We start from the raw sequence: 20,303 nt of genomic DNA, 5'->3' as shown, positions 1-20,303 counted from the left end.
TCAGTTCGTCGCGGTGGGAACGGGTTTGGAGTCGTCGCCGTCCCGGTCGTAGAAGCTGGTGATCGCCACGGACATCAGCAGCATCGCGAGGCAGGCCAGCAGGATCGCGGCGATGAGGACGCCGAAGCAGCCGCCGATGAGGAGCCGGGCGCGCCGGTCGGGGTCCGGCTCCGTCGGGGCGCTCATCCCTGCGGGGGCTCGGGCGGCGGCATCTCGCCGGTGCGGTGGGCCTCGTCGCGGGTGGCGGTCCTCGCCTCCGTGCGGTGGCCGCGCGCGATGTAGTCGCGGACGACGGCCTCCACGGCGTCCTGCGGGCTGCCGACGCCCGCCAGGACCATGACTTCCACGACGAGTTCGGCGTCGAGCGCGATGTTCACCTTGGCCATGAGCGGAACCTAGCACCGGGAAACCCGGTCGCGGGAGCCGATCCGGAGTGCCTACGCTCCCGCCATGACGATGGTCGCGATCCTCAGCGGTGCCGGTATCTCCACGGACTCGGGCATCCCGGACTACCGGGGGCCGAACGGCCTGTGGCGGCGGGACCCCGAGGCCGAACGGCTGGTCACCTACGGGCCGTACATGGCCGACCCGGAGGTCCGCCGCCGCTCCTGGCTGATGCGGCGCGACGCCCCGGTCCTCGCGGCGGAGCCCAACGCGGCGCACCGCGCGATCGCGGCGTACGAGCGGACCGGGAACGCGCTGCGGGTGATCACGCAGAACGTGGACGGGCTGCACCAGGCCGCCGGGGTGCCCGACCGGAAGGTCTTCGAACTGCACGGCACCGCCCGCTCGGTGGTGTGCACGGCCTGCCACGCCCGCTCGCCGATGGCGGAGGCGCTGGAGCGGCTCGACGCCGGCGACCCGGACCCGGCGTGCCGGACCTGCGGCGGGATCCTGAAGCCGGCGACCGTGATGTTCGGGCAGCGGCTCGACCCGGTGGTGCTCGCGAACGCGATGTCGGTGGCCAAGGCCGCTGAGGTGTTCGTCGCGGTCGGTACGAGCCTCCAGGTGCAGCCGGCCGCCTCGCTGGCCGGGATCGCGGCCGAGCACGGGGCCCGGCTGATCATCGTGAACGCCGAGCCGACCCCGTACGACCCGCTCGCCGCCGAGGTCGTGCGCGAACCGATCGGCACGGCCCTGCCGGCGCTCCTGGAGCGGCTGCCCTAGAAGAGCGCGTCCGGCGCGGCGGCTCCCGACTCGAAGGCGAGCAGCCGCTGCTTGCGGTCCAGGCCGCCGCCGTAGCCGGTGAGGCTGCCGCCGGAGCCGATGACGCGGTGGCAGGGGACGATGACGCTGACGGGGTTCTTGCCGTTGGCAAGACCGACCGCGCGGGAGGCGTTGGGGCTGCCGAGGGCCTCGGCGAGTTCGCCGTACGTGCGGGTCTCCCCGTACGGGATGAGCCGGAGCTGTTCCCAGACGCGCAGCTGGAACGGGGTGCCCTCCAGGTGCAGCGGCAGGTCGAACTCGGTGAGCTCGCCGTCGAAGTAGGCGTCGAGCTGGCGGATCGCCTCCCCGAACGGGCGGGGGTCGGGCGCGCCGAAGCTCTCCTCGGGCGGGCGGTGGCGCTGGCCGGTCATGTGGACGCGGCTGAGGACGCCGTCGACGGCCACCAGGGTCAGCGGCTCGTAGGGGCTGTCCACGACCGTGTGCACGACCGTGCGGGACGTGGTGGTGCGGGGCATGGCGGACCTTCCTTACGCGGGGAGGTGGTTGATGGGGTGGCTGTCGGTCGCCCACAGGTACTGGACGGCGTACGCGCGCCAGGGCGCCCAGTCGGCGGAGCGGGCGGTGAGCGCGGCGGGGCTGCCGGGCAGGCCGAGGCCCTCGGCGGCGCGGCGGATGCCGAGGTCGCCGGGGAGGAAGGCGTCGGGGTCGCCGAGCGCGCGCATGGCGATGATCTCGGTGGTCCAGGGGCCGAACCCGGGCAGCGCGAGCAGCCGAGCGCGGGTCTCGGCGCGGTCGGTGTCGGGGCCGAGGGCGAGGCTGCCGTCGGCGAGCGCGCCGACCAGGGTCAGCAGGGTGGTGCGGCGGCTGCGGGGCAGGGCGAGGGTCTCGGGGTCGAGCCCGGCGAGCGCCTCGGGGGCCGGGAAGAGGTGGGTGAGGCCGCCTTCGGGGTCCTCGACGGGCACGCCGTGGGCGGTGACGAGCCGGGCCGCGTGGGTGCGGGCGGCGGCCGTGGAGACCTGCTGGCCGAGGACGGCGCGGACCGCGAACTCGGCGGGGTCGACCGTGCCCGGCACGCGCCGCCCGGGCGCCTCGTCGACGAGCGGGGCGAACAGCGGGTCGGCGCGCAGCCGGTCGTCGACGGCGACGGGGTCGGCGTCGAGGTCGAGGAGGCGGCGGCAGCGGCTGATCGCGTGGGTGAGGTCGCGGGGGTCGGTGAGGGAGAGCCGGCAGGCGATGTGGTCGGGGCGCGGGGCGAGGGCGACGATCCCGTGTCCATAGGGGAGGGCGAGGGTGCGGCGGTAGGCGCCGTCGCGCCACTCCTCGACGCCGGGGACGGCGGTGGCGGCGAGGTGGCCGAAGAGGTTGGACGGCTCCAGCGGGGCGCGGAAGGGCAGCCGGAGGCTGATCACGCCGGGCGTGTGGGGCGCGGCGGGCCGGGCGGCGCGGGCGCGCAGTTCGCCGGGGCTGAGGCCGAAGACCTGCCGGACGGTGTCGTTGAAGGAGCGGATGGAGGCGAATCCGGCGGCGAAGGCGATCTCGCCGAAGGGCAGCGCCGTCGTCTCGACGAGGGTGCGGGCGGTCTGGGCGCGCTGGGCGCGGGCCAGGGCGAGCGGGCCCGCGCCCAGCTCGGCGAGGAGCTGGCGCTCGATCTGCCGGGTGGACCAGCCGAGCCGCCGGGCGAGCCCGGGGACGCCCTCCCGGTCGACGACCCCGTCCTGGATCAGGCGGACGGCGCGGGCGACGGCGTCGGCCCGCACGTTCCACTCCGGGGAGCCGGGGCTGGTGTCGGGGCGGCACCGCTTGCAGGCCCGGAAGCCGGCCCGCTGGCAGGCGGCGGCGCTGGGGTGGAACTCCATGTTCTCGGGCTTCGGCGGGACGGCCGGGCAGCTGGGGCGGCAGTAGATCCGGGTCGTGCGGACGGCGGTGAAGAAGACGCCGTCGAAGCGGGCGTCCTTGGACTGGACGGCCCGCACACAGCGCTCGCTCTCGGTGTGCATGGATCCAGGATCGACGATGCGCGGGCCCCGGGCTGGCAGAAAAACGACATGGACCTTCAGTCGGAGACCGGCACCGTCCGGAAGTGGGTGGTGATCCGGCCGTCGCCGTCGAGGACGTGGAAGGCGACCCCGGGCGGGGTGTCCAGGTGGACGTGCGGGCTGTCGGGGCCGGGGTGCTCCCACGGCAGCCGGATCGTGGAGACGGTGCCGGGGGCGACGAGCAGCGGGCGGCCGGCGAAGGTGGTGGCGGCGGCGGTGTGGGCGTGCCCGGCGAGGAACGCGGTGAGGTGGGGGTGGCGGGCGGCGAGCGCGGCGAGCCGGTCCTCGCCGTACTGCCGGATCTCGTCGACGTACGGGGTGTGCAGCGGCACCGGCGGGTGGTGGAAGGCGACGAGGACGGGCGTGTCGTGCGGGGTGTCGGTGAGGACCCGGTCCAGCCACTCCAGGGTGGTGTCCTCCAGGTGTCCGTCGTGCTTGCCGGGGATCGAGGAGTCGCAGACGGCGAGGACGAAGCCGTCGCCGCGCAGCACCTGGTCGACGGGGGCGGTGGGCGCGGGGTCGCCGTCCTCGTGGAGCAGCGGCGCGAGGCCGGCGCGGAAGGCGGCGCGGTCGTCGTGGTTGCCGGGGCAGACGACGAGGGGGTGGCGGCCGGCGAGGAGGGCGCGGGCGCCGTCGTACTCGGCGGGGGCGCCGTGGTCGGCGATGTCGCCGGAGACGAGGACGGCCGCCAGGTCGTACGGGAGCTCTTCGAGGTGGCGCAGGACGGCGCGGGTGCGCGCGGTGGCGCGCTCCCCCGCGTCGATGTGGATGTCGCTGAGGTGGGCGATGACGATCACGCGTGGGCCTCCGACGGTCGGGGGTGAACGGTGGTTCACCGGGCCGACCGTACGGTGATCACGACGGGCGCGTAAGGGCCACCGCCGGTGAGGTGGCCCTTTCCGCTCCGCTCACTCGAAGCGGGTGGGGTCCCCCGCGCCGACCCGGACGACCTCGGGGTCGCCGTCGGAGAAGTCGACGACGGTGGTGGGGACGGTGCCGCAGTCTCCGGAGTCGAGGACGGCGTCGACCTGGTGGTCGAGCCGTTCCTTGATCTCCCAGCCCTGGGTGAGCGGCTCCTCCTCGTCGGGCAGCAGGAGGGTGCTGGAGAGCAGGGGTTCGCCGAGTGACGCGAGCAGCGCCTGGGTGACGACGTGGTCGGGGATGCGGACGCCGACGGTCTTCTTCTTCGGGTGGAGGAGCTGGCGGGGCACCTCCTTGGTGGCGGGCAGGATGAAGGTGTACGCGCCGGGGACGGCGGACTTGACGGCGCGGAAGACCCGGTTGTCGATGTGCACGAGCTGGCCGAGCTGGGCGAAGTCCGCGCACATCAGGGTGAAGTGGTGCCGGTCGTCGAGGCGGCGGATCTCCCGGATGCGGGTGAGGCCCTCGTGGTTGCCGATCCGGCTGCCGAGGGCGTAGCAGGAGTCGGTGGGGTAGGCGATGAGCCCGCCCTTGCGGATCGAGTCGGCCACGCCGTCGATGATGCGCGGCTGGGGGTTCTCGGGGTGCACGTCGATGTACTTCGCCATGGGCCGAGTCTAGGTTCCCGCGCCGTCGAGGGTTCTGAGGTGGCGCCAGACGGCTTTGGCGGCGTTGTGCCCGGACATGCCGTGGACGCCGGGGCCCGGCGGGGTGGCGGCGGAGCAGAGGAAGACCGCGGGGTGGGGGGTGTGGTACGGCCACGGGGAGAGGGTGGGGCGCAGCACGAGCTGGAGGCCGCGGGCGGCGCCGCAGGCGATGTCGCCGCCGATGTAGTTGGCGTTGCGCGCGGCGAGTTCGGGCGGTCCGGCGGTGGCGCGGGCGAGGATCCGGTCGCGGAAGCCGGGGGCGAAGCGCTCGATCTGCCGCTCGATCGCGTCGGTGAGGTCGCCGCGCCAGCCGTTGGGCACGTGGCCGTACGCCCAGAAGACGTGCTTGCCCTCGGGGGCGCGGGAGGGGTCGACGAGGCTGGGCTGGGCGGTGATGAGGAACGGCGTCTCGGGGGCGGAGCCGGAGGAGGCCTGGCGCAGGGCGGTGTCGATGGCGCGGGCGGAGGGCCCGACCTGGACGGTGCCGGCCCGGCGGGCGGCCTCGGCGGTCCACGGCACGGGGCCGTCGAGGGCGTAGTCGATCTTGAAGGCGGAGGCGCCGTACCGGTAGTGGGCGTAGTGGTGGGCGCCGAAGCCGGTGATGCGGGCGAGGGCGGTGGGCGAGGTGTCGAAGAGGTAGGTGCGGGCGGGCGGCAGGTCGTCGAGGCGCTTGACCTCGTAGCCGGTGTGGACGGTGCCGCCGAGCTCGGTGAGGTACGCGGTGAGGGCGTCCGGGATCGCCTGGGAGCCGCCGCGGGGCACGGGCCAGCCGACGGCGTGCGCGGCGATCGCGAAGACGAGCCCGACGGCGGAGGTGGCGAAGCCGTCGAGCGGCGCGATGACGTGGCCGACCATCCCGGCGAAGAGGGCGCGGGCCTTCTCGTCGCGGAAGCGGCGCAGCAGCCAGGTGGAGGGCGGCAGTCCGGTGAGGCCGAAGCGGGCGAGGCCGACCGGGTCGCGGGGCAGCGCGGTGAGCGGCAGCTGCATGAAGTCCCGGAAGAGCGTCTCCCACCGGCCGAGGAAGGGGGTGACGAGCCGGCGGTAGGTGCCGGCGTCGCGCGGCCCGAGGGAGGCGGCGGTCTCGGCGACGGAGCGGGAGAGGACGGCGGCGGTGCCGTCGTCCCAGGGGTGGGCCATGGGCAGTTCGGGGTGGAGCCACTCCAGGCCGTACCGGTCGAGCGGCATGGTCCGGAAGACGGGCGAGCCGGCGCCCAGCGGGTGGACGGCGGAGCAGGGGTCGTGGCGGAAGCCGGGGAGGGTCAGCTCCTCGGTACGGGCTCCGCCGCCGACGGTCTCCTTCGCCTCGAACACGGCCACGGAGCGGCCGCGGCGGGCCAGCTCCACGGCGGCGGTCAGTCCGTTGGGCCCCGCCCCCACGACGACGGCGTCGAGCAGTGACGTCACCTCGTGCTCCTCACGTCGGCCGGCGCTCCGGCAGGCCCAGGATAGGCCCGCGCGCCCCGCCGCCACGGCGCCCCCTGGGGAACCACGCCTTCCGCCGCCGCGCGGGGGCGGCGACCCGGGTGCGGGAAGGGCCGGTTCCGGGGCCGGGCGGGCCTGGTGACCATCGGTCAGTCCTCGGTCGGGGCGCCGGCGAGGAGGGTGCGGACGCGCTCGGCGGTGGCGGCGTCCCGGGCGGCCGTGAACGGCAGCGCGTTGCCCCCGGCGATCCGGAACGGCTCGCCGGCGACGGTCGTCTGCGCGCCGCCCGCCTCCGCCACGAGCAGCAGCCCGGCCGCGTGGTCCCAGGCGTACTCCCAGCTGAAGGCGGTGGCGTCGAGCGTGCCCCGGGCGATCGACAGGTACTCCAGGCCGGCCGAGCCGCACGGCCGGGGCCGGACGCCCTCGGTGACGAGTCCGAGGAGGGCCCGCTTCTGCTCGGGCGTGGAGTAGTCGGGGTGCGAGGTGGCGACCTCCAGGACGGCGCCCGGGGCGGGCGAACCGGACCGGATCCGCTCTCCGTTGAGCACCGCGCCGCGCCCCCGGACGGCGACGGCCAGCTCGCCGAGCGCGGGCGCGTAGGTCCAGGAGGCGAGGAGCTCGCCGTGGTGGGCGAGGGCGACCAGCGTGCAGAAGGCCGGATCGCCCTGGACGAACTGCCGGGTGCCGTCGACCGGGTCGACGATCCAGACCGGCGCGTCGCCGCGCAGCGCGTCGTACCGTCCGGGCTCCGCGTGGACGGCCTCCTCGCCGACCACGACGGAGCCCGGCAGCAGCGCGGTCAGCGCCGCGGTCAGATGCTCCTCGGCCGCCCGGTCGGCGACCGTCACCAGGTCGTACGGCCCCTTCTTCTCGATGATCTCGTGGTCGGCGAGCTGACGGAAACGCGGCATGACCTCCGCCGCGACCGCCTTGCGGACCGCCTCCTCCACCTCCGTCGTACCACCGCCGAGAACGTGCTCAAGGAAGGACTCGATCATGCGTCCAGCTAAGCACGCCGGTCCGACAACCGGTACGGCGCCTGCCGGCGCCCTCCACGGGACGCGCGCGTCTGACTAGGATCACCAGCACCTGCAGAAAGGGGACGAAACGGTGCACGGTGAGTACAAGGCGCCCGGCGAGAAGCTCGTCGTCGTCGATCTGGACGTCGAGGACGGGGTGCTGCGCCACGTGCGGGTGGCGGGGGACTTCTTCCTCGAACCCGACGAGGCGATCCTCTCCATCGACCGCGCCCTGGAGGGCGCCCCCGCCGACACCGACGCCTCCGGGCTCGCGGCCCGCATCGACGCGGCGCTGCCGCCCGGCACGCAGATGTACGGCCTCACCAGCGAGGGCGTCGGCATCGCCGTCCGCCGCGCGCTCGCCCACGCCACCGACTGGACCGACTACGACTGGCAGCTGATCCACGAGCCGCCGCAGTCCCCCGCCCTGCACATGGCGCTCGACGAGGTGATCACCGCCGAGGTCGCGGCCGGCGTCCGTCCGCCGACCCTGCGGGTCTGGGAGTGGGGCGCGCCCGCCGTCGTCATCGGCAGCTTCCAGTCGCTGCGCAACGAGGTGGACGCGGAGGCCGCCGAGCGGCACGGGATCCGTGTGGTGCGCCGGATCAGCGGCGGCGGCGCCATGTTCATCGAGCCCGGCAACACCATCACGTACTCCCTGTCGGTGCCCGACGCCCTGGTGCAGGGCCTGTCCTTCGCCGACAGCTACGCCTACCTCGACGACTGGGTGCTCGGCGCGCTCGGCGACATGGGCGTGAAGGCCTGGTACCAGCCGCTCAACGACATCGCCACCGAGGCCGGGAAGATCGCGGGCGCGGCGCAGAAGCGGATGGTGACGGGCGCGGGCGCGGTGCTGCACCACGTGACGATGGCGTACGACATCGACGCCGACAAGATGACCGAGGTGCTGCGGATCGGCCGCGAGAAGCTCTCCGACAAGGGCACCAAGAGCGCGAAGAAGCGCGTCGACCCGCTGCGCCGGCAGACGGGTCTGCCGCGCGAGGCGGTCATCGAGCGGATGGTCGCCTCCTTCCGGCAGCGCTACGGCCTGACGGAGGGCCGGGTCACGGAGGAGGAACTGGCCGCCGCGAAGGAGCTGGCGGAGAACAAGTTCTCCTCCCCCGAGTGGACCGCGCGGGTCCCCTAGGGTTCCTGGCATGCGTGTGGGATCCCCGGTGCGGCCCGGGCTGCGGATGGAGTGCGCCGACGGGCGGCGGCTCGTGCTGGTGCAGGGTGCGGTACCGGTGCTCTTCGCCCGGCAGCGGGTGACGCACCGGGGCCTGCACTACGCGCGGACGGGCCGGTACGTGTCGCCGCTGGCGCCGCTGCGGGCCGAACGGGCGCGCGGGTACGCGGAGTTCGCGGAGCCCGGCGGGGCGGCGTGGACGGAGCGGTGGGCGGCGCACGCGGAGGCGGAGCTGCGGGCGGCGGCGGCCGGGCCCCTGCACGAGGGCGAGTGGCGGTTGGCGCCGGACGCCTCGGGCTGGTTCGTCGACCGCAACTGGTCGCACCTGCTGCCGTACGACACGGACCGGGGGCACCTCACCTGGTTCGGGTACGGCGACCCCGACGGCGACGCCCGCGACCTGCTGCCGCTGCGGGCCCTGTCCGTCCCGGAGGCGCCCCGGGTGAAGGCGTACCGCCGCCACTACCGGGAGGGCGTGCTGCCGCCGGTGTTCGCCTGGTGGATCAGCGGTCTGAACGTCCCCGTCGTCCTGGACGGCCACGACCGGCTGACGGCGGCGCTCGCGGAGGGCGGCCGGCCCGAGGTGCTGGTCCTGTCCCGGGCGGCCGACGCGGCGTGGCTGGAGCTGTGCGTGAAGCATCCGGTGGCGGCGTACGAGGGGCGGATGGCGGCGCTGGAGGACGGCCCCCTGCGGGCGGTCCGGGCGTCGGGCGAGGCCCGCCGGCTCGCGCGCGAGCCGGCCGCGGCAGCCGACCGATCCGGCCCGACCCGCGCCTGGCCCTTCCCGGGCGGTGTCCCGGCCTGGGAGGCGGCGGCCGCCTCGTACGTCCCCGGCCGGCGGCCCGACGCGGAGCGGTGACCTGCCCGTCGTCGGCTCGTTGACGTCGTGGACACGCTGGGTCGACGGCCACGGAGGGCACATTGGGACGGGTGAGGACGGCGGCGGCGGCGCTCGCCGGGATGGTGCTGGCGGCGGTGCCGGCCGCGCCGCGTGAGGCGGCGGCCGTCGTCGGCGGGCAGGAGGCGGCCCCGGGGGCGTACCCCTACGTGGCGGCGCTGGTCGACGTGGAGCACCGCCGTCAGTTCTGCGGCGGCGCGCTGATCGGCCCCCGGCACGTCCTGACGGCCGCGCACTGCCTGGCCGGCTCGTACGCGGACACCCGCCGGGTCGCGGTGCTCCTCGGCGACCACGACCTGCGCACGGCGACGGAGTCCCGGCACGCGCGCGTGGCCCGCCCCGTCCGCTTCACCGTCCACCCCGGCTACGACCGCCGCACCCAGCACGACGACCTCGCCGTGATCACCCTGGAGACCCCGGTCCGCCCGGACGCCGGGGTACGCCCGATCGCTCTCCCCGCACCTGCAGAATCGTTCGACCACACCCGTCTGGAAGCCGTCGGCTGGGGCGCGACCGCCTTCGGCGAGGGCCCCTCCCCCGTCCTGCGCACGGTCACCCTCGACACCGTCCCCCACGCCGCGTGCGCCCGCCGGGGCGTCGGCTCCCTCACCCCCGCCCAGCTCTGCACCTGGACCCCCGGCCGCGACACCTGCGTCTACGACTCCGGCGGCCCCCTCGCCCACCGCACCGGAACCGGCCGCCCGGTCCTGGCGGCCCTGGTCTCCTACGGCCGCGGCTGCGCCACGGACACCCCGGCGGTGAACACCAGGATCACCTCCCACCTGGCGTGGATCACCCGCACGACGGGCGTCCGCCCACCGGCGGCCTGAGCCCGCCGCGCCGGTCTTCTCCCACCGGTCCTCTCCGGGCGTACGAGAACGAGCCGTGCGGTCCGGTTTCCACCGGCCCGCACGGCTCGTCGTCGATCGTGTCCGAGGGGGGACTTGAACCCCCACGCCCGATAAAGGGCACTAGCACCTCAAGCTAGCGCGTCTGCCATTCCGCCACCCGGACAAGGTGTTGGTCTCCGCTGGTTTCCCTCGCGGCGACGAACATCAATCTACCAGGTGTTCGAGGTGCTCCTCACCCACGTTTCCTGTGGTCAGGGCGGCGGCGGGGGGATCAGGAGGGCTGTCCGGCGATGTTCACCATCCAGACGACGCCGAACTCGTCGGTGCACATGCCGAAGACGTCGCCCCACATCTGCCTCTCCAGCGGGACGGAGACCGTTCCGCGCGCGGAGAGCTTGTCCCAGTAGCCGCGGAGTTCGGTCTCGTCGTCGCCGCTGACGCTGATGCTGATGGTGGAGCCGGGGGTGTGCTCCATGCCGGGCGGGGCGTCCGCGACCATCAGCGTGAAGCCCGCCGGGGTCTCCAGCATGCCGTGCATGATCTTGTCCGCGAAGCCGGGGGGCGCCTCGCCGTACTGGGAGTACGTGTTGACGACGGGCTCGCCGCCGAAGACCTCCTGGTAGAAGTCGAGGGCCTGCTTCGCCGAGCCGGTGAAGCTGAGGTAGGGGTTGAGCCGTGAGGCCACGGGGGCTCCTTCCGAGCCGAGGGGGGTCAGACGTGCGACCGACCCTAGGCAGCCGGTCCGGTGCCGCCGCCTTGCCGCGCCGGGACGTCACTCCGACGACGGCGCCCCATGGGCGCCGTGCAGAGGAGGAGGGCGGCGGCCAGGCCGACGGCCCAGCCGTAGTCGGCGATGAGGATGCCGGCCCGCGTCCAGGGCACCGGCGGCGGCCGCACGACCCGGTCGGGGCGCGTCCGGGGGCCGCTGGGATGATGCGGCGCATGAAGCTCACCAGCAGACGCACCCTCCTGACCTCCGTCGCCGCGGCGGCGGCCACCCTGCCGCTCCTCAACGACCTCGCCGGGAACGGCGGCACCGCCGCCGCGGCGACCGCCGAGACCGAGTTCCCGACGAACGCGGCCCTGTACAGCAGCACCGAGTACCAGGAGGGCGTCCACTGGATGCGGCGCTTCCGCACCCACCCCCAGGGCCTCCTCCTCGACAACACCAGCGCGAGCAGCGGCGCCATACGCAGCACGGCGGTGATCGCGCCGCACGGCGGCGGCATCGAGCCGGGCACCAGCGAGCTCTGCCTCACCCTCGCCGGGTACTCGCGCGTCGGCGCCGGGACGGACCCGGTGGCGGACACCGCCGTGCCGCAGCGCGACTACTGGATGTTCGAGGGCATCGCGTCCTCCAGCTCCCTGCACGTCACGTCGACCCACTGCGACGACCCCGCCGCCCTGGCGGTCTGCGCGGCCAATCTGTACGCCGTCTCCCTGCACGGCTTCGCGCCGGACGCGGGCGCGCCGGCCAAGCAGATCCTCATCGGCGGCCGGGACGCCCGCCTGATGCGCAACCTCGCCGCGGCCTTCGCCGGCCACGGGCTCACCACCGGCAACGCCGACCCGGCGCTCGACGTGACGGTCACGGTCGCGGGCGTGAACAGCCCCCTGAACGGTGACGACCCGGACAACATCGTCAACCGCACCCGTACCGGCGCCGGCGCGCAGCTGGAGATCTCCACCGAGCTCCGCAGGGCGATGTTCGGCGACTTCTCCAGCGCCTCCGGCCGCCGGACGACCGCCGGCGTGGGCTCCGCGCACGAGGCCCACTTCTGGAACGGCTTCGTCGACGCGGTCCGCGAGGCCGTGGACCGCCACGAGCGCGGCCTCGACTCCCTCTAGCCGTCCGCACCGGGCGCCCGGCCCGGCGGCGTCAGGCGTTGATCACCGGGATGATCCCGGTGCCGTAGGCGTCGATGGTGCCCTCGCGGTTGTCGTGCATGGCGTAGACGGCGAACTGGTCGACGCCGAGGTCCTTGAGGTGGCGCAGCTTCTCGATGTGGGCCTCGGCGGGGCCGAGGAGGCAGAAGCGGTCGACGATCTCGTCGGGGACGAAGGCGGTGTCGGGGTTGTCGGCGCGGCCGTGGTGGGAGTAGTCGTACCCCTGCCGGTCCTTGATGTACGCGGTCAACTCCTCAGGCACCATCGAGGAGTGCTCGCCGTACTTGGAGACCAGGTCGGCGACGTGGTTGCCGACCATGCCGCCGAACCAGCGGCACTGGTCGCGGGCGTGGGCCAGGGCCTCGGGCGAGTCGTCGGCCGTGACGTAGGCGGGGGCGGCCACGCAGATCGTCAGGGCGTCGGGGTCGCGGCCGGCGTCCTGGGCGGCCTTCCTGACCGCCTTGACCATCCACTCGGTGAGGAACGGGTCGGCGAGCTGGAGGATGAAGCCGTCGGCCTTCTGCCCGGCCAGCGCGAGCGCCTTGGGGCCGTAGGCCGCCATCCACACCGGCAGTTTCCCGTTCTTGATCCACGGGATGCGGATGGCGTTGCCGTCCACGCTCGCCTCGCGGCCTTCCGCCAGGTCGCGGATGACCTCGATGGCCTCGCCGAGGCGGGCGAGGGTGTTGGGCCTGCGGCCGGCGACGCGCATCGCGGAGTCGCCGCGGCCGATGCCGCAGACGGTGCGGTTGCCGTACATGTCGTTGAGGGTGGCGAAGGTGGACGCCGTCACCTCCCACGTCCGCGTCCCCGGGTTGGTCACCATCGTGCCCACGTGCAGCTTGGTGGTGTTGGCGAGGATCTGGCTGTAGATGACGAAGGGTTCCTGCCAGAGCACGGCGGAGTCGAAGGTCCAGCCGTAGCGGAAGCCGTTGCGTTCCGCCCGGCGCATCAGGCCGACGACCTGCGAGGCGGGCGGGTCGGTCTGGAGCACGAGTCCGAAGTCCACTTCGGTGGCCTCCTAGTTCAGGTACTGACAGGTGGATCGGGGGAGGAAGACGCCGTGGCCGGGGCGGCCGACGTAGGTGCGGTCCTCGATGACCGGCACGCCGCGCGAGAGGACGGTCTCGACCCGGCCGGTGACCGTCTTCCCCTCGTACGCCGAGTAGTCGACGTTCATGTGGTGGGTCTCGGCCGACAGCACCTGGGTGGCGTGCGGGTCGTAGATGACGATGTCCGCGTCCGCGCCGGGCGCGATCGTCCCCTTCTGCGGGTAGAGGCCGAACATCCGGGCCGGGGTGGCGCAGGCGATCTCGATCCAGCGGCGGCGGGAGATGTGCCCGTCCACGACGGCCTGGTGGAGGAGGTCCATGCGGTTCTCCACGCCCGGCAGGCCGTTGGGGATCTTCGAGAAGTCGCCCCGGCCCAGTTCCTTCTGGCCGACGAAGCAGAACGGGCAGTGGTCCGTCGACACCACCTGGAGGTCGTTGGTCCGCAGCCCCCGCCACAGCGCCGCCTGGTGCTCCTTCGGCCGCAGCGGTGTCGAGCACACGTACTTGGCGCCCTCGAAGTCCGGCTCCGCCAGGTTGTCCGTGGAGAGGAAGAGGTACTGCGGGCAGGTCTCGCCGAAGACCGGCAGGCCCTTGTCCCGGGCGGCCGCCAGCTCGGCCACCGCCTCCTCGGCCGAGACGTGGACCACGTAGAGCGGGGAGCCGGCCACCCGGGCCAGCTGGATGGCGCGGTGGGTCGCCTCCGCCTCCAGGAGCGCCTTGCGCACCTCGCCGTGGAAGCGGGGGTCCGTCTCGCCCCGCGCCAGGGCCTGCTCGACCAGGACGTCGATCGCGATGCCGTTCTCCGCGTGCATCATGATCAGCCCGCCGGTCTCGCCGGCCACCTGCATGGCCCGCAGGATCCGGCCGTCGTCCGAGTAGAAGACCCCCGGGTAGGCCATGAAGAGCTTGATTGCTCTAGGAACCCTCAAGAGACATGGCGCTGAGTGTTATGAGAGTTTGGATTCTCTGAAATGCCCCTTCGACGTCGCCTCCCCTATCCGAAGAATCCAGGGCCGGCAGGACGACCGGCGGTTCATCTCGGCTGGAGCCGCCCCGATTGCGCTTCGGGCAGGATCTGCGAGCGAGTACACGGCCTCAGCAGGGCGACCAGCCGCCGCAGCGAACGCAGGAGGTCAGCACCCGAAGCCCCTGATGCCGGGCCCTGTCCAGACTCGTAGCAACGGCACTGCGGGGAACCCCCTCCACACGCCAGGTACCGCTGCTCTCCACAACCCTGCCGTCCACGGGGACAACAGGACACCCCGATACATGCGCCGCCAGGCGAACCTGTCGGCCAGAGAAACGCACGAGCACCGCGAGCCGGAACAGGTCCTCAGGCAGGGCAGACGCACATGAAACACCGACATCAGCAGACACCCTGGCACCATATGCGGCTCCAATGTGCCCTGTCGTCGCCGGTGGGCATGCACCGCCGCACGACTCGTCACGCCCGTTGCGCGCGCAGAGACGGTCGGCGGGGGTTGCCGTTGCCGGCGCTGACCCATGCCCGACGAGGCCCGCTCGCAGGACACACCCCCCTGCAGTGATCGTTTCCCCGGTGAAAACCACCACCCACCTGGGCAATACGGACTACGGAAGCCTTTCGGGCCGGGTGTCGAGAGGTCTAAAGACCGCGCCCTATGCGGTGAGGCAATCGCTGGGCTGGGTATGGGGCGGGGTACGTGGAGTTAGTTTGTTCCGGACGGGTTATGGGAGATCGCAAAGCCGCTGGTCCCGCCGTCCAGGGTGCGGCCGCAGGGCGGCGGGGCACAGGACACGGCTGATGAGACGCTGTTCGCCGCGATCATCTACATGCTGCTCAGCGGGTGCCCCCTGGCGAGCTCTGCCACCAGGCTTCGGCATATCGAAGTCCACCGCCCATCGCCGGTCCCTGATCTGGTCGCGGGCCGGGGTGTGGGGCCGGCTGCACGAGGAGATCCTGCGCCGCCTTGACGACGCCGGCCTGCTCGACCTGTCCCGCGCCGTCCTCGACTCCACCCACGTCCCGGCGAAAAAAGGGGGCGAATTCACCGGTCCAAGCCCTGTGGACCACGGCAAAGCGGGTTCCAAGATGCACGTCCTGTCGGACGCGAACGGGCTGCCCCTCATTGTCGACTCGCGCTCCTTCCTCGACGAGCAGTCGGGCAGCGTCGCGGCATCCGACGTACGCGGCCGTGTCCGGGCCGAAGAAGCCGTGCCGCTGACGCTGTGGGCAATGGCGGCCTCCGGCGCCCTGCTCGCACTGGTCGGGATCGGATCGGGACTCTGGCGGTACCCGACCAGGCAGCGCCCCTGACGCGGCGATAGCGACCTGGTGTCCGTGGTTGGTCCGGACTTGCGGCTTTCGGGGCAGGTAGTGGGCCGGACGCGAGAATCCTGCGACAGCGTTGTGAGGTCTTTCGGCAGCCGCGGCAGTCTCGCCATGGAAATCATGCGCTCGGTACCGCCGTGGGGCTGCGTCCCGCTGCTGCACGCGCGGACCTGATCCACGTGGGTGTGGTGGTGATCACAGCGCGAAGCCGTGATGATCCCTGCGCCCGTTCCGCTGGATTCCGCGAGGACCACGGAGAACCGGTGTCCTCCGAGAACCACGGAGGACCGGGCACCGACCGGTTCGTGTACGAGGGGTGGGAAAACGATGGACCGCGTCAGTCGGACGCTGCGAGCTTCCGAGATGAGTGGGTATGCCGCCGAGTTCGTCTCCCGCGCGACGGCGAGGACGCGCTTGCCGCTGGACTACTCGGTTGCCAGCCTGCGCGTCGTGGACTGGGTGGTGGACGGACTGCGACGGACGACCGACGACCCTGCCGCCGTCAGGCAAGTACTGCAGGGTCTTGGCGCCTACGCCGGCGAGGTGTTCGTGCGCAGATACGGCGCGTGCTGGGTCGACTTCGACGAGGGGACCTACAGGCTCTTTCGGCAGCCGGTTGGCGTGCGTAGCACGGACGGGCGGGCGTGGAACCCGTTGGGCAAGGTGGTGAACCGCTTCGAGCTGGGCGCCGCAGAGTCCATGCGCGAGTTCGCCTTCCTCTTCCCGAGGCGAGTCCGGACCTCCCCGCTCATGGGGTGTGCCGGCGAACGCGTAAGGTAGCAGGCCGGGAAGGGGCCGACGGCTCATCAGTTGCCGGATTCCCAGACGACATCACGCAGGAAGACCGACTGGCACCGATGAAGGCTCACGACGTTGTGCTGGGGCGTGCTGTCGAGAGAGCCCAAGCCGGCGACGAGGCTGCCTTCGCGGAGGCTTATCGGATCGTGCACCCCGGCCTGCTGGGATACTTGCGGGGGATGGTCGGGCAGGACGCCGAGGACGTCGCCTCCGACGCCTGGCTCGAAATAGCAAGGGACCTCGGGAGGTTCCGCGGTGACGGTGCGGGCTTTCGCGGCTGGACCGCGACCATCGCCCGTCACCGGGCGCTCGACCATCTCCGGCGCGTGCGTTCCCGTCCCCGCCACGACCTTGCCGGCCAGGACGTGCTGGAACTGCCCGCGCAGCGGGACACGGCGGGCGAGGCCATGGAGACGCTGTCCACAGGACGGGTGTTAGAGCTCGTAGCCGGCCTTCCCCGGGAGCAGGCGGAGGCTGTGCTGCTGCGGGTGGTGGTCGGACTCGACGGGCCGACCGCGGCACGGGTACTGGGCAAGCGGCCCGGTGCGGTACGGTCCGCTGCGCATCGCGGACTGAAGCGACTGGCGAACCAGCTACGGGGAGGTGACAGATGAAGTGGGACCACGCACGGGACGACGAGCACGGGAGCGACGCTGCGGCGGAGGCGTTGCGAGCCACCCTGCGCCCGAACCGGCCTATGGGCGAGGAAGAGGCGCAACACGCGGTCGCCGCGTTCCGCGCCGCTCGCGACGCGGGCATGCACTCCGGGCCGGGTGTACCGAGGACACGTCGCCGTGACGACTGGCGGCCGGTCACCGGCCGGCGTATCGGACCCTGGCCGAAAGCGGCGCTGATCGCGCTGATCTCGGGCATGACGCTGGGTGGCGTTGCGGTAGCCACGGGGAAACTGCCGAATCCTCTTCCTGATCCGCAGGAAGGCCGTCCCGAGCCGGGTGCCAGTGCGCATGCCCCGATCTCGCCCGAGGAAGGCATCGCGTCCGCGTCGCCCTCGCAGTCGGCTCCGTCCACGCCACCTGTACGGGAGACCTCCGTGCCTGGGCAGACGGAACCGGAGCGAATTCCGCCTGGTGCCGCGAAGAGTCACGAGGCGTTGTGCCGCGCGTACGAGCAGAGGACCGGGCACGCTGGCGAGGCCGTGGACGCGACCGCTCTGCGGCGCCTGGTCGAGGCAGCAGGCGGGAAAGAGGCCGTGCCGGTGTACTGCGAGAAGCTCACAGACGGCTCCAAGGCCCACGACAAGACTCCCCCTGAGGCGAGAGCTGACGGCCAGGACCACGGCCGGAGCCGTTCCGAGGACAAGAAAGCCCCCGCCGACCGCCGCTAAGCGTGGGTCTCAGGGACGAGCCCGCGCAAGGTCGCCTCGTGAGTTGAGCGTGCGTCTGGCCGAGGGGGAGGTGGTACGTTCGGCACCCTCCCCTCGCAGAGCGTCGAGCCGGCATGGACCGCTGATGCGCAGCCTCCTGGGTGGTCGTCGACCCGTTCGGCGGCAGGAGGCCATCGGCTCCAGCGCATTCGACGTCATCGAGTACCCCGTCCCGTGCTGGGACGCGCGGCTCCACACAGCCTGTCGACGTCAAGGGCTCGGATGGCACTGTCGATCTCCGCTGGTACCCGCAGGGCGCCGGGACTCGTCGCTGACGCGCGTGTCGACCGTATTCTGGGAGGCGACGGGACGGAGTCGCCGATGAGCGTCGAGGCGATCATGCACACCGAGTTCCCCGAGGGATACACGGTCTTCTTCGGTGCCGACGGGAAGGTGATCATGACCCCGCAGAGCCTGGAGCATTCCAGCACGATCCGCTCGATGCAGATCGACACGCTTGCTCTGGGTCGTCATGCGAAGGCGACCTCCGACGTGTACATCGACTTCCCGGCCGACGAGAACTCCGCCCCTGGTCTCGCGATCCTGCGCGAGGACGCGGAGAACCAGGGCAAGTGCTACAGCTTCGAGGACGTCCTGCTGATCTCGGAGGTGGTGTCGGTCTCCTCCGCGCGCAAGCACTACGACGACTGCACCGCCAAGTACGGCCGCTACGGCATCCCGGTCTACCTGGTGGTGGACCCGTACGCGGCGGAAGCCGTCGTCCACACCCAGCCCACCGGAACGGGCTACATCGCGGCGTACACGCACCGGTACGGCACCGGCAAGCTTCCCATCGACCTGGCCGACGGTCGGACCTTCACCCTCGACCTGGACGAGCTGCCCCGGCCCGAACCCGAGGCCGGCGCGCACTGACGAGCCGGCTGCCGGTGGCGGGGAGCGAGCCGACGTACAAGCGGCAGATGCATTACGTAGCGTGATGGATCGCGCCGAGTCCATCTGGTGAGCGCTGGGACGGCCCACGCAGTGACGGCGGGGACCGCAGGCGAGCAGAGTCGTCCTGAGTTCCGCCGCAGCGGCGGAGCAGCGATAGCGGTGCAACGAACGCTGCACGGTCCTCGATCGAGCGGGATCGAGAGGGGGCGCAGCCTGATGGAATGGGATGGACATGTCCGGTCCTCCGGCGTTTCCGCAGGTGAGACGCGTCACCGAAATGGGTTCGAGTCCCACCCGCCCCACCGTAGAAAACGTTCCGACCTGCGGAAGCACCCCCGGAGGGGTGCTTCCGCGCGCAGCGTTCGCCTCTCATCGGCGCGACGAAGCAGTCGCCCTCGGCTTGTCTCGCAGGGGCCGGACCTTCTTGACCTGCAGTTTCGGGTGGAGCGTGGATGTGAAGCCACGCCGATGATCCCACGGCGATCCCACGGCTCCTGTGTGTGACGCGCCGCACATCGTGTCGAGTTCTGCACGCTTGCTGTCACCTCACGCGTGGTCCTGTCGCCGCCTTCGGTGCCGGACGTAGACCGTCTTCTGGTAGATCACTCAGCTCACGGTTCACACCTTGGGGGCAAAGGCGGACCAGTCGGCCGCAGGGGTCATCAGGTCGGCAGGGCGCCGGTGGCCGTGTCCGCAATGTCCGCCGCCTGGTACCTGCGGCTGCGGAACCTGTATAACCGGCCGCCTTGATGCGCGGTGGTGCGTGCCGCGCTATTCCGACGAACCGAGGAATCACTTCGTGCTGCGCTCTTCCTGTAGGTACGCGTCCGTTCTGGCCGTCATCGGGACGATGACTCTCGTATCGGCCTGCGGCGGCCAGAAGGAACCCGTCGGCTCCGCAGCCTCCGTCGCGCCCGGTGCCGACCTGGGTGACCACGAGGCCCAGAGCAGCTCTGCATCGGCGAGCCCGTCTGCCTCTGCCACGGCTTCCGCCTCAGTCTCTGCTTCCCCCTCCACCTCGCTTTCCGCGTCACCCTCGACGTCACCCTCCACCTCAGCCCCCGCGCCCAAGTCCCCGTCCGTCTCAGCCTCCGCCTCCGCCCCCGCGAAGCCGTCCGGAAGTGTGGCCCCGGCGGTGAAGCCCACGAGCGGTGCGGCCGGCGGGTCCGTACAGCAGACGTCCGAGCCCGCGGCGGCGCCGGCCTTCCCCGTGCCGGTGAACGTCGGCAACGCCACGCAGGTCATCACGGTCAAGGCCGGCGGCTCGTACGCCACCGTCACCGCGTGGCAGAAGGGATCGACCGGCTGGAAGGCGCAGTTCTCCACGAGCGCCGGACGCGTGGGCTCCAACGGCGTCGTGGACGGCGCGACCCGCCGGCAGAATACGTCCACCACGCCGTCAGGCACGTACACGATCACCGAGGGCTTCGGGGTCGAGTCCGGTGGAACCGCCATGCCGTACACGAAGGTCGATGACCGTCACTGGTGGGTGCAGGACCCGGAGTCGAAGTTCTACAACCAGATGCACACAGCTGAGGGCGCGGACTTCCCGCTCATCGAGTCCGGAGAGCGCGGCAGCGAGCATCTGGTCAACTATCCGACGCAATACGCCAAGGCACTGGTCATCAACTTCAACCGGTGGCCCGCCGTCCCCGGCCGCGGTGCCGGGATCTTCCTGCACGTCAACGGCAGCGGTGCGACAGCCGGCTGTGTGTCGGTGCCGCGGGCGACGATGGACCGGTTCATGGGCTGGGTCAAGCCTTCAGCGAACCCGCGGATAGCCATCGGCTGAGTCGTCGCGTGATGGCAGGCGGCCGGGACCCTGCGGAG

Annotated in this window: 22 protein-coding genes, 1 tRNA gene and 2 pseudogenes; 11 read left to right on the top strand and 14 right to left on the bottom strand. The window is 72.3% G+C overall.

Annotated features, from left to right (window positions below; genetic code table 11):
* Together ABZ621_RS28295 and ABZ621_RS28290 are read right to left on the bottom strand one after the other, a co-directional pair.
* Entirely contained in the window at positions 1-186 is a 186-nt protein-coding gene (locus ABZ621_RS28295) for a hypothetical protein (RefSeq protein WP_360609254.1), read from the bottom strand.
* Positions 183-386: a type II toxin-antitoxin system VapB family antitoxin gene (locus ABZ621_RS28290; protein WP_360609253.1), complete on the bottom strand. Its 204-nt coding sequence runs from the start codon at positions 384-386 to the stop codon at positions 183-185. Before ABZ621_RS28290 ends, ABZ621_RS28295 begins: the two co-directional genes overlap by 4 nt.
* Positions 387-450: 64 nt before the next feature.
* On the opposite strand from ABZ621_RS28290, the gene ABZ621_RS28285 reads away from it, so the two are divergent.
* Positions 451-1,167 (top strand): Sir2 family NAD-dependent protein deacetylase, encoded by a 717-nt coding sequence (locus ABZ621_RS28285; RefSeq protein WP_360609252.1) that lies wholly within the window; start codon positions 451-453, stop codon positions 1,165-1,167.
* Here the strand turns inward: ABZ621_RS28285 and ABZ621_RS28280 are convergent.
* From ABZ621_RS28280 to ABZ621_RS28255, 6 genes are all read right to left on the bottom strand, one after another.
* Positions 1,164-1,682, bottom strand: a complete 519-nt coding sequence (locus ABZ621_RS28280) for a methylated-DNA--[protein]-cysteine S-methyltransferase (protein ID WP_360609251.1) — start codon at positions 1,680-1,682, stop codon at positions 1,164-1,166. The genes ABZ621_RS28285 and ABZ621_RS28280 overlap by 4 nt on opposite strands.
* Before the next feature lie 12 nt (positions 1,683-1,694).
* Complete coding sequence (locus ABZ621_RS28275) at positions 1,695-3,164, bottom strand: AlkA N-terminal domain-containing protein (protein WP_360609250.1); 1,470 nt, start codon at positions 3,162-3,164, stop codon at positions 1,695-1,697.
* Between the two features lie 56 nt (positions 3,165-3,220).
* Positions 3,221-4,000 (bottom strand): metallophosphoesterase, encoded by a 780-nt coding sequence (locus tag ABZ621_RS28270; protein ID WP_360609249.1) that lies wholly within the window; start codon positions 3,998-4,000, stop codon positions 3,221-3,223.
* A gap of 111 nt (positions 4,001-4,111) precedes the next feature.
* Entirely contained in the window at positions 4,112-4,732 is a 621-nt protein-coding gene (locus ABZ621_RS28265) for an L-threonylcarbamoyladenylate synthase (protein ID WP_360609248.1), read from the bottom strand.
* Positions 4,733-4,741: 9 nt separating this feature from the next.
* Positions 4,742-6,175 (bottom strand): NAD(P)/FAD-dependent oxidoreductase, encoded by a 1,434-nt coding sequence (locus ABZ621_RS28260; protein ID WP_360609247.1) that lies wholly within the window; start codon positions 6,173-6,175, stop codon positions 4,742-4,744.
* A gap of 167 nt (positions 6,176-6,342) precedes the next feature.
* Positions 6,343-7,191, bottom strand: a complete 849-nt coding sequence (locus ABZ621_RS28255) for an inositol monophosphatase family protein (RefSeq protein WP_360609246.1) — start codon at positions 7,189-7,191, stop codon at positions 6,343-6,345.
* Positions 7,192-7,303: 112 nt separating this feature from the next.
* On the opposite strand from ABZ621_RS28255, the gene ABZ621_RS28250 reads away from it, so the two are divergent.
* The 3 genes from ABZ621_RS28250 to ABZ621_RS28240 all read left to right on the top strand — a co-directional run bounded on the left by ABZ621_RS28250 (position 7,304) and on the right by ABZ621_RS28240 (position 10,126).
* Positions 7,304-8,359: a biotin/lipoate A/B protein ligase family protein gene (locus tag ABZ621_RS28250; RefSeq protein ID WP_360609245.1), complete on the top strand. Its 1,056-nt coding sequence runs from the start codon at positions 7,304-7,306 to the stop codon at positions 8,357-8,359.
* Between the two features lie 10 nt (positions 8,360-8,369).
* Positions 8,370-9,257, top strand: coding sequence for a hypothetical protein (locus ABZ621_RS28245; RefSeq protein WP_360609244.1), 888 nt, complete (start codon positions 8,370-8,372; stop codon positions 9,255-9,257).
* Between the two features lie 71 nt (positions 9,258-9,328).
* Entirely contained in the window at positions 9,329-10,126 is a 798-nt protein-coding gene (locus ABZ621_RS28240) for a serine protease (RefSeq protein ID WP_360609243.1), read from the top strand.
* Between the two features lie 99 nt (positions 10,127-10,225).
* On the opposite strand, the gene ABZ621_RS28235 is transcribed toward ABZ621_RS28240, so the two are convergent.
* The 3 genes from ABZ621_RS28235 to ABZ621_RS28225 form a co-directional block, all read right to left on the bottom strand.
* Positions 10,226-10,310, bottom strand: a tRNA-Leu gene (locus ABZ621_RS28235).
* A 108-nt stretch (positions 10,311-10,418) separates the two neighbouring features.
* Entirely contained in the window at positions 10,419-10,832 is a 414-nt protein-coding gene (locus tag ABZ621_RS28230; RefSeq protein WP_360609242.1) for a VOC family protein, read from the bottom strand.
* A 44-nt stretch (positions 10,833-10,876) separates the two neighbouring features.
* Positions 10,877-11,029, bottom strand: coding sequence for a hypothetical protein (locus ABZ621_RS28225; RefSeq protein ID WP_360609241.1), 153 nt, complete (start codon positions 11,027-11,029; stop codon positions 10,877-10,879).
* A 60-nt stretch (positions 11,030-11,089) separates the two neighbouring features.
* On the opposite strand from ABZ621_RS28225, the gene ABZ621_RS28220 reads away from it, so the two are divergent.
* Complete coding sequence (locus ABZ621_RS28220) at positions 11,090-11,995, top strand: poly-gamma-glutamate hydrolase family protein (protein ID WP_360609240.1); 906 nt, start codon at positions 11,090-11,092, stop codon at positions 11,993-11,995.
* 31 nt (positions 11,996-12,026) lie between these two features.
* Here ABZ621_RS28220 and ABZ621_RS28215 read toward each other — a convergent pair whose 3' ends face one another.
* The gene (locus tag ABZ621_RS28215) at positions 12,027-13,043 is read right to left on the bottom strand and encodes a TIGR03842 family LLM class F420-dependent oxidoreductase (protein ID WP_360609239.1); all 1,017 of its coding nucleotides are present in this window, start codon (positions 13,041-13,043) and stop codon (positions 12,027-12,029) included.
* 12 nt (positions 13,044-13,055) lie between these two features.
* Positions 13,056-13,988, bottom strand: a pseudogene (locus tag ABZ621_RS28210) (amidohydrolase family protein); the annotation flags it as partial.
* Positions 13,989-14,802: 814 nt separating this feature from the next.
* Between ABZ621_RS28210 and ABZ621_RS28205 the strand changes: the two are divergent.
* From ABZ621_RS28205 to ABZ621_RS28185, 5 genes and pseudogenes are all read left to right on the top strand, one after another.
* Positions 14,803-15,199: pseudogene (locus ABZ621_RS28205) on the top strand (transposase); the annotation flags it as partial.
* 525 nt (positions 15,200-15,724) lie between these two features.
* On the top strand, positions 15,725-16,177 hold the full coding sequence (locus ABZ621_RS28200) for a hypothetical protein (RefSeq protein WP_360609238.1): 453 nt from the start codon (positions 15,725-15,727) through the stop codon (positions 16,175-16,177).
* 77 nt (positions 16,178-16,254) lie between these two features.
* Positions 16,255-16,809, top strand: a complete 555-nt coding sequence (locus tag ABZ621_RS28195; RefSeq protein ID WP_360609237.1) for an RNA polymerase sigma factor — start codon at positions 16,255-16,257, stop codon at positions 16,807-16,809.
* A complete protein-coding gene (locus ABZ621_RS28190) occupies positions 16,806-17,540 on the top strand; it encodes a hypothetical protein (protein ID WP_360609236.1) in 735 nt (244 codons plus the stop codon). Before ABZ621_RS28195 ends, ABZ621_RS28190 begins: the two co-directional genes overlap by 4 nt.
* 360 nt (positions 17,541-17,900) lie before the next feature.
* Positions 17,901-18,452, top strand: coding sequence for a Uma2 family endonuclease (locus ABZ621_RS28185; RefSeq protein WP_360609235.1), 552 nt, complete (start codon positions 17,901-17,903; stop codon positions 18,450-18,452).
* A gap of 813 nt (positions 18,453-19,265) precedes the next feature.
* On the opposite strand, the gene ABZ621_RS28180 is transcribed toward ABZ621_RS28185, so the two are convergent.
* Complete coding sequence (locus ABZ621_RS28180) at positions 19,266-19,709, bottom strand: hypothetical protein (RefSeq protein WP_360609234.1); 444 nt, start codon at positions 19,707-19,709, stop codon at positions 19,266-19,268.
* Here ABZ621_RS28180 and ABZ621_RS28175 point away from each other — a divergent pair.
* On the top strand, positions 19,690-20,265 hold the full coding sequence (locus ABZ621_RS28175) for a L,D-transpeptidase family protein (RefSeq protein WP_360609233.1): 576 nt from the start codon (positions 19,690-19,692) through the stop codon (positions 20,263-20,265). The two genes, ABZ621_RS28180 and ABZ621_RS28175, sit on opposite strands and share 20 nt — an antisense overlap.
* Positions 20,266-20,303: the final 38 nt, after the last annotated feature.

The organism is Streptomyces sp. NPDC007863, assembly GCF_040633895.1.
Classification (GTDB): domain Bacteria; phylum Actinomycetota; class Actinomycetes; order Streptomycetales; family Streptomycetaceae; genus Streptomyces.
Note: the sequence above shows the minus strand (reverse complement) of the source record. Positions and strands in the feature narration are given on the sequence as shown.

Bases quoted from the DNA above. Each gene is read 5' to 3' on its own strand.
- ABZ621_RS28295 (WP_360609254.1), bottom strand. From the start codon at position 186: ATGAGCGCCCCGACGGAGCCGGACCCCGACCGGCGCGCCCGGCTCCTC.
- ABZ621_RS28290 (WP_360609253.1), bottom strand. From the start codon at position 386: ATGGCCAAGGTGAACATCGCGCTCGACGCCGAACTCGTCGTGGAAGTC.
- ABZ621_RS28285 (WP_360609252.1), top strand. From the start codon at position 451: ATGACGATGGTCGCGATCCTCAGCGGTGCCGGTATCTCCACGGACTCG.
- ABZ621_RS28280 (WP_360609251.1), bottom strand. From the start codon at position 1,682: ATGCCCCGCACCACCACGTCCCGCACGGTCGTGCACACGGTCGTGGAC.
- ABZ621_RS28275 (WP_360609250.1), bottom strand. From the start codon at position 3,164: ATGCACACCGAGAGCGAGCGCTGTGTGCGGGCCGTCCAGTCCAAGGAC.
- ABZ621_RS28265 (WP_360609248.1), bottom strand. From the start codon at position 4,732: ATGGCGAAGTACATCGACGTGCACCCCGAGAACCCCCAGCCGCGCATC.
- ABZ621_RS28255 (WP_360609246.1), bottom strand. From the start codon at position 7,191: ATGATCGAGTCCTTCCTTGAGCACGTTCTCGGCGGTGGTACGACGGAG.
- ABZ621_RS28245 (WP_360609244.1), top strand. From the start codon at position 8,370: ATGCGTGTGGGATCCCCGGTGCGGCCCGGGCTGCGGATGGAGTGCGCC.
- ABZ621_RS28220 (WP_360609240.1), top strand. From the start codon at position 11,090: ATGAAGCTCACCAGCAGACGCACCCTCCTGACCTCCGTCGCCGCGGCG.
- ABZ621_RS28200 (WP_360609238.1), top strand. From the start codon at position 15,725: ATGGACCGCGTCAGTCGGACGCTGCGAGCTTCCGAGATGAGTGGGTAT.
- ABZ621_RS28195 (WP_360609237.1), top strand. From the start codon at position 16,255: ATGAAGGCTCACGACGTTGTGCTGGGGCGTGCTGTCGAGAGAGCCCAA.
- ABZ621_RS28190 (WP_360609236.1), top strand. From the start codon at position 16,806: ATGAAGTGGGACCACGCACGGGACGACGAGCACGGGAGCGACGCTGCG.
- ABZ621_RS28185 (WP_360609235.1), top strand. From the start codon at position 17,901: ATGAGCGTCGAGGCGATCATGCACACCGAGTTCCCCGAGGGATACACG.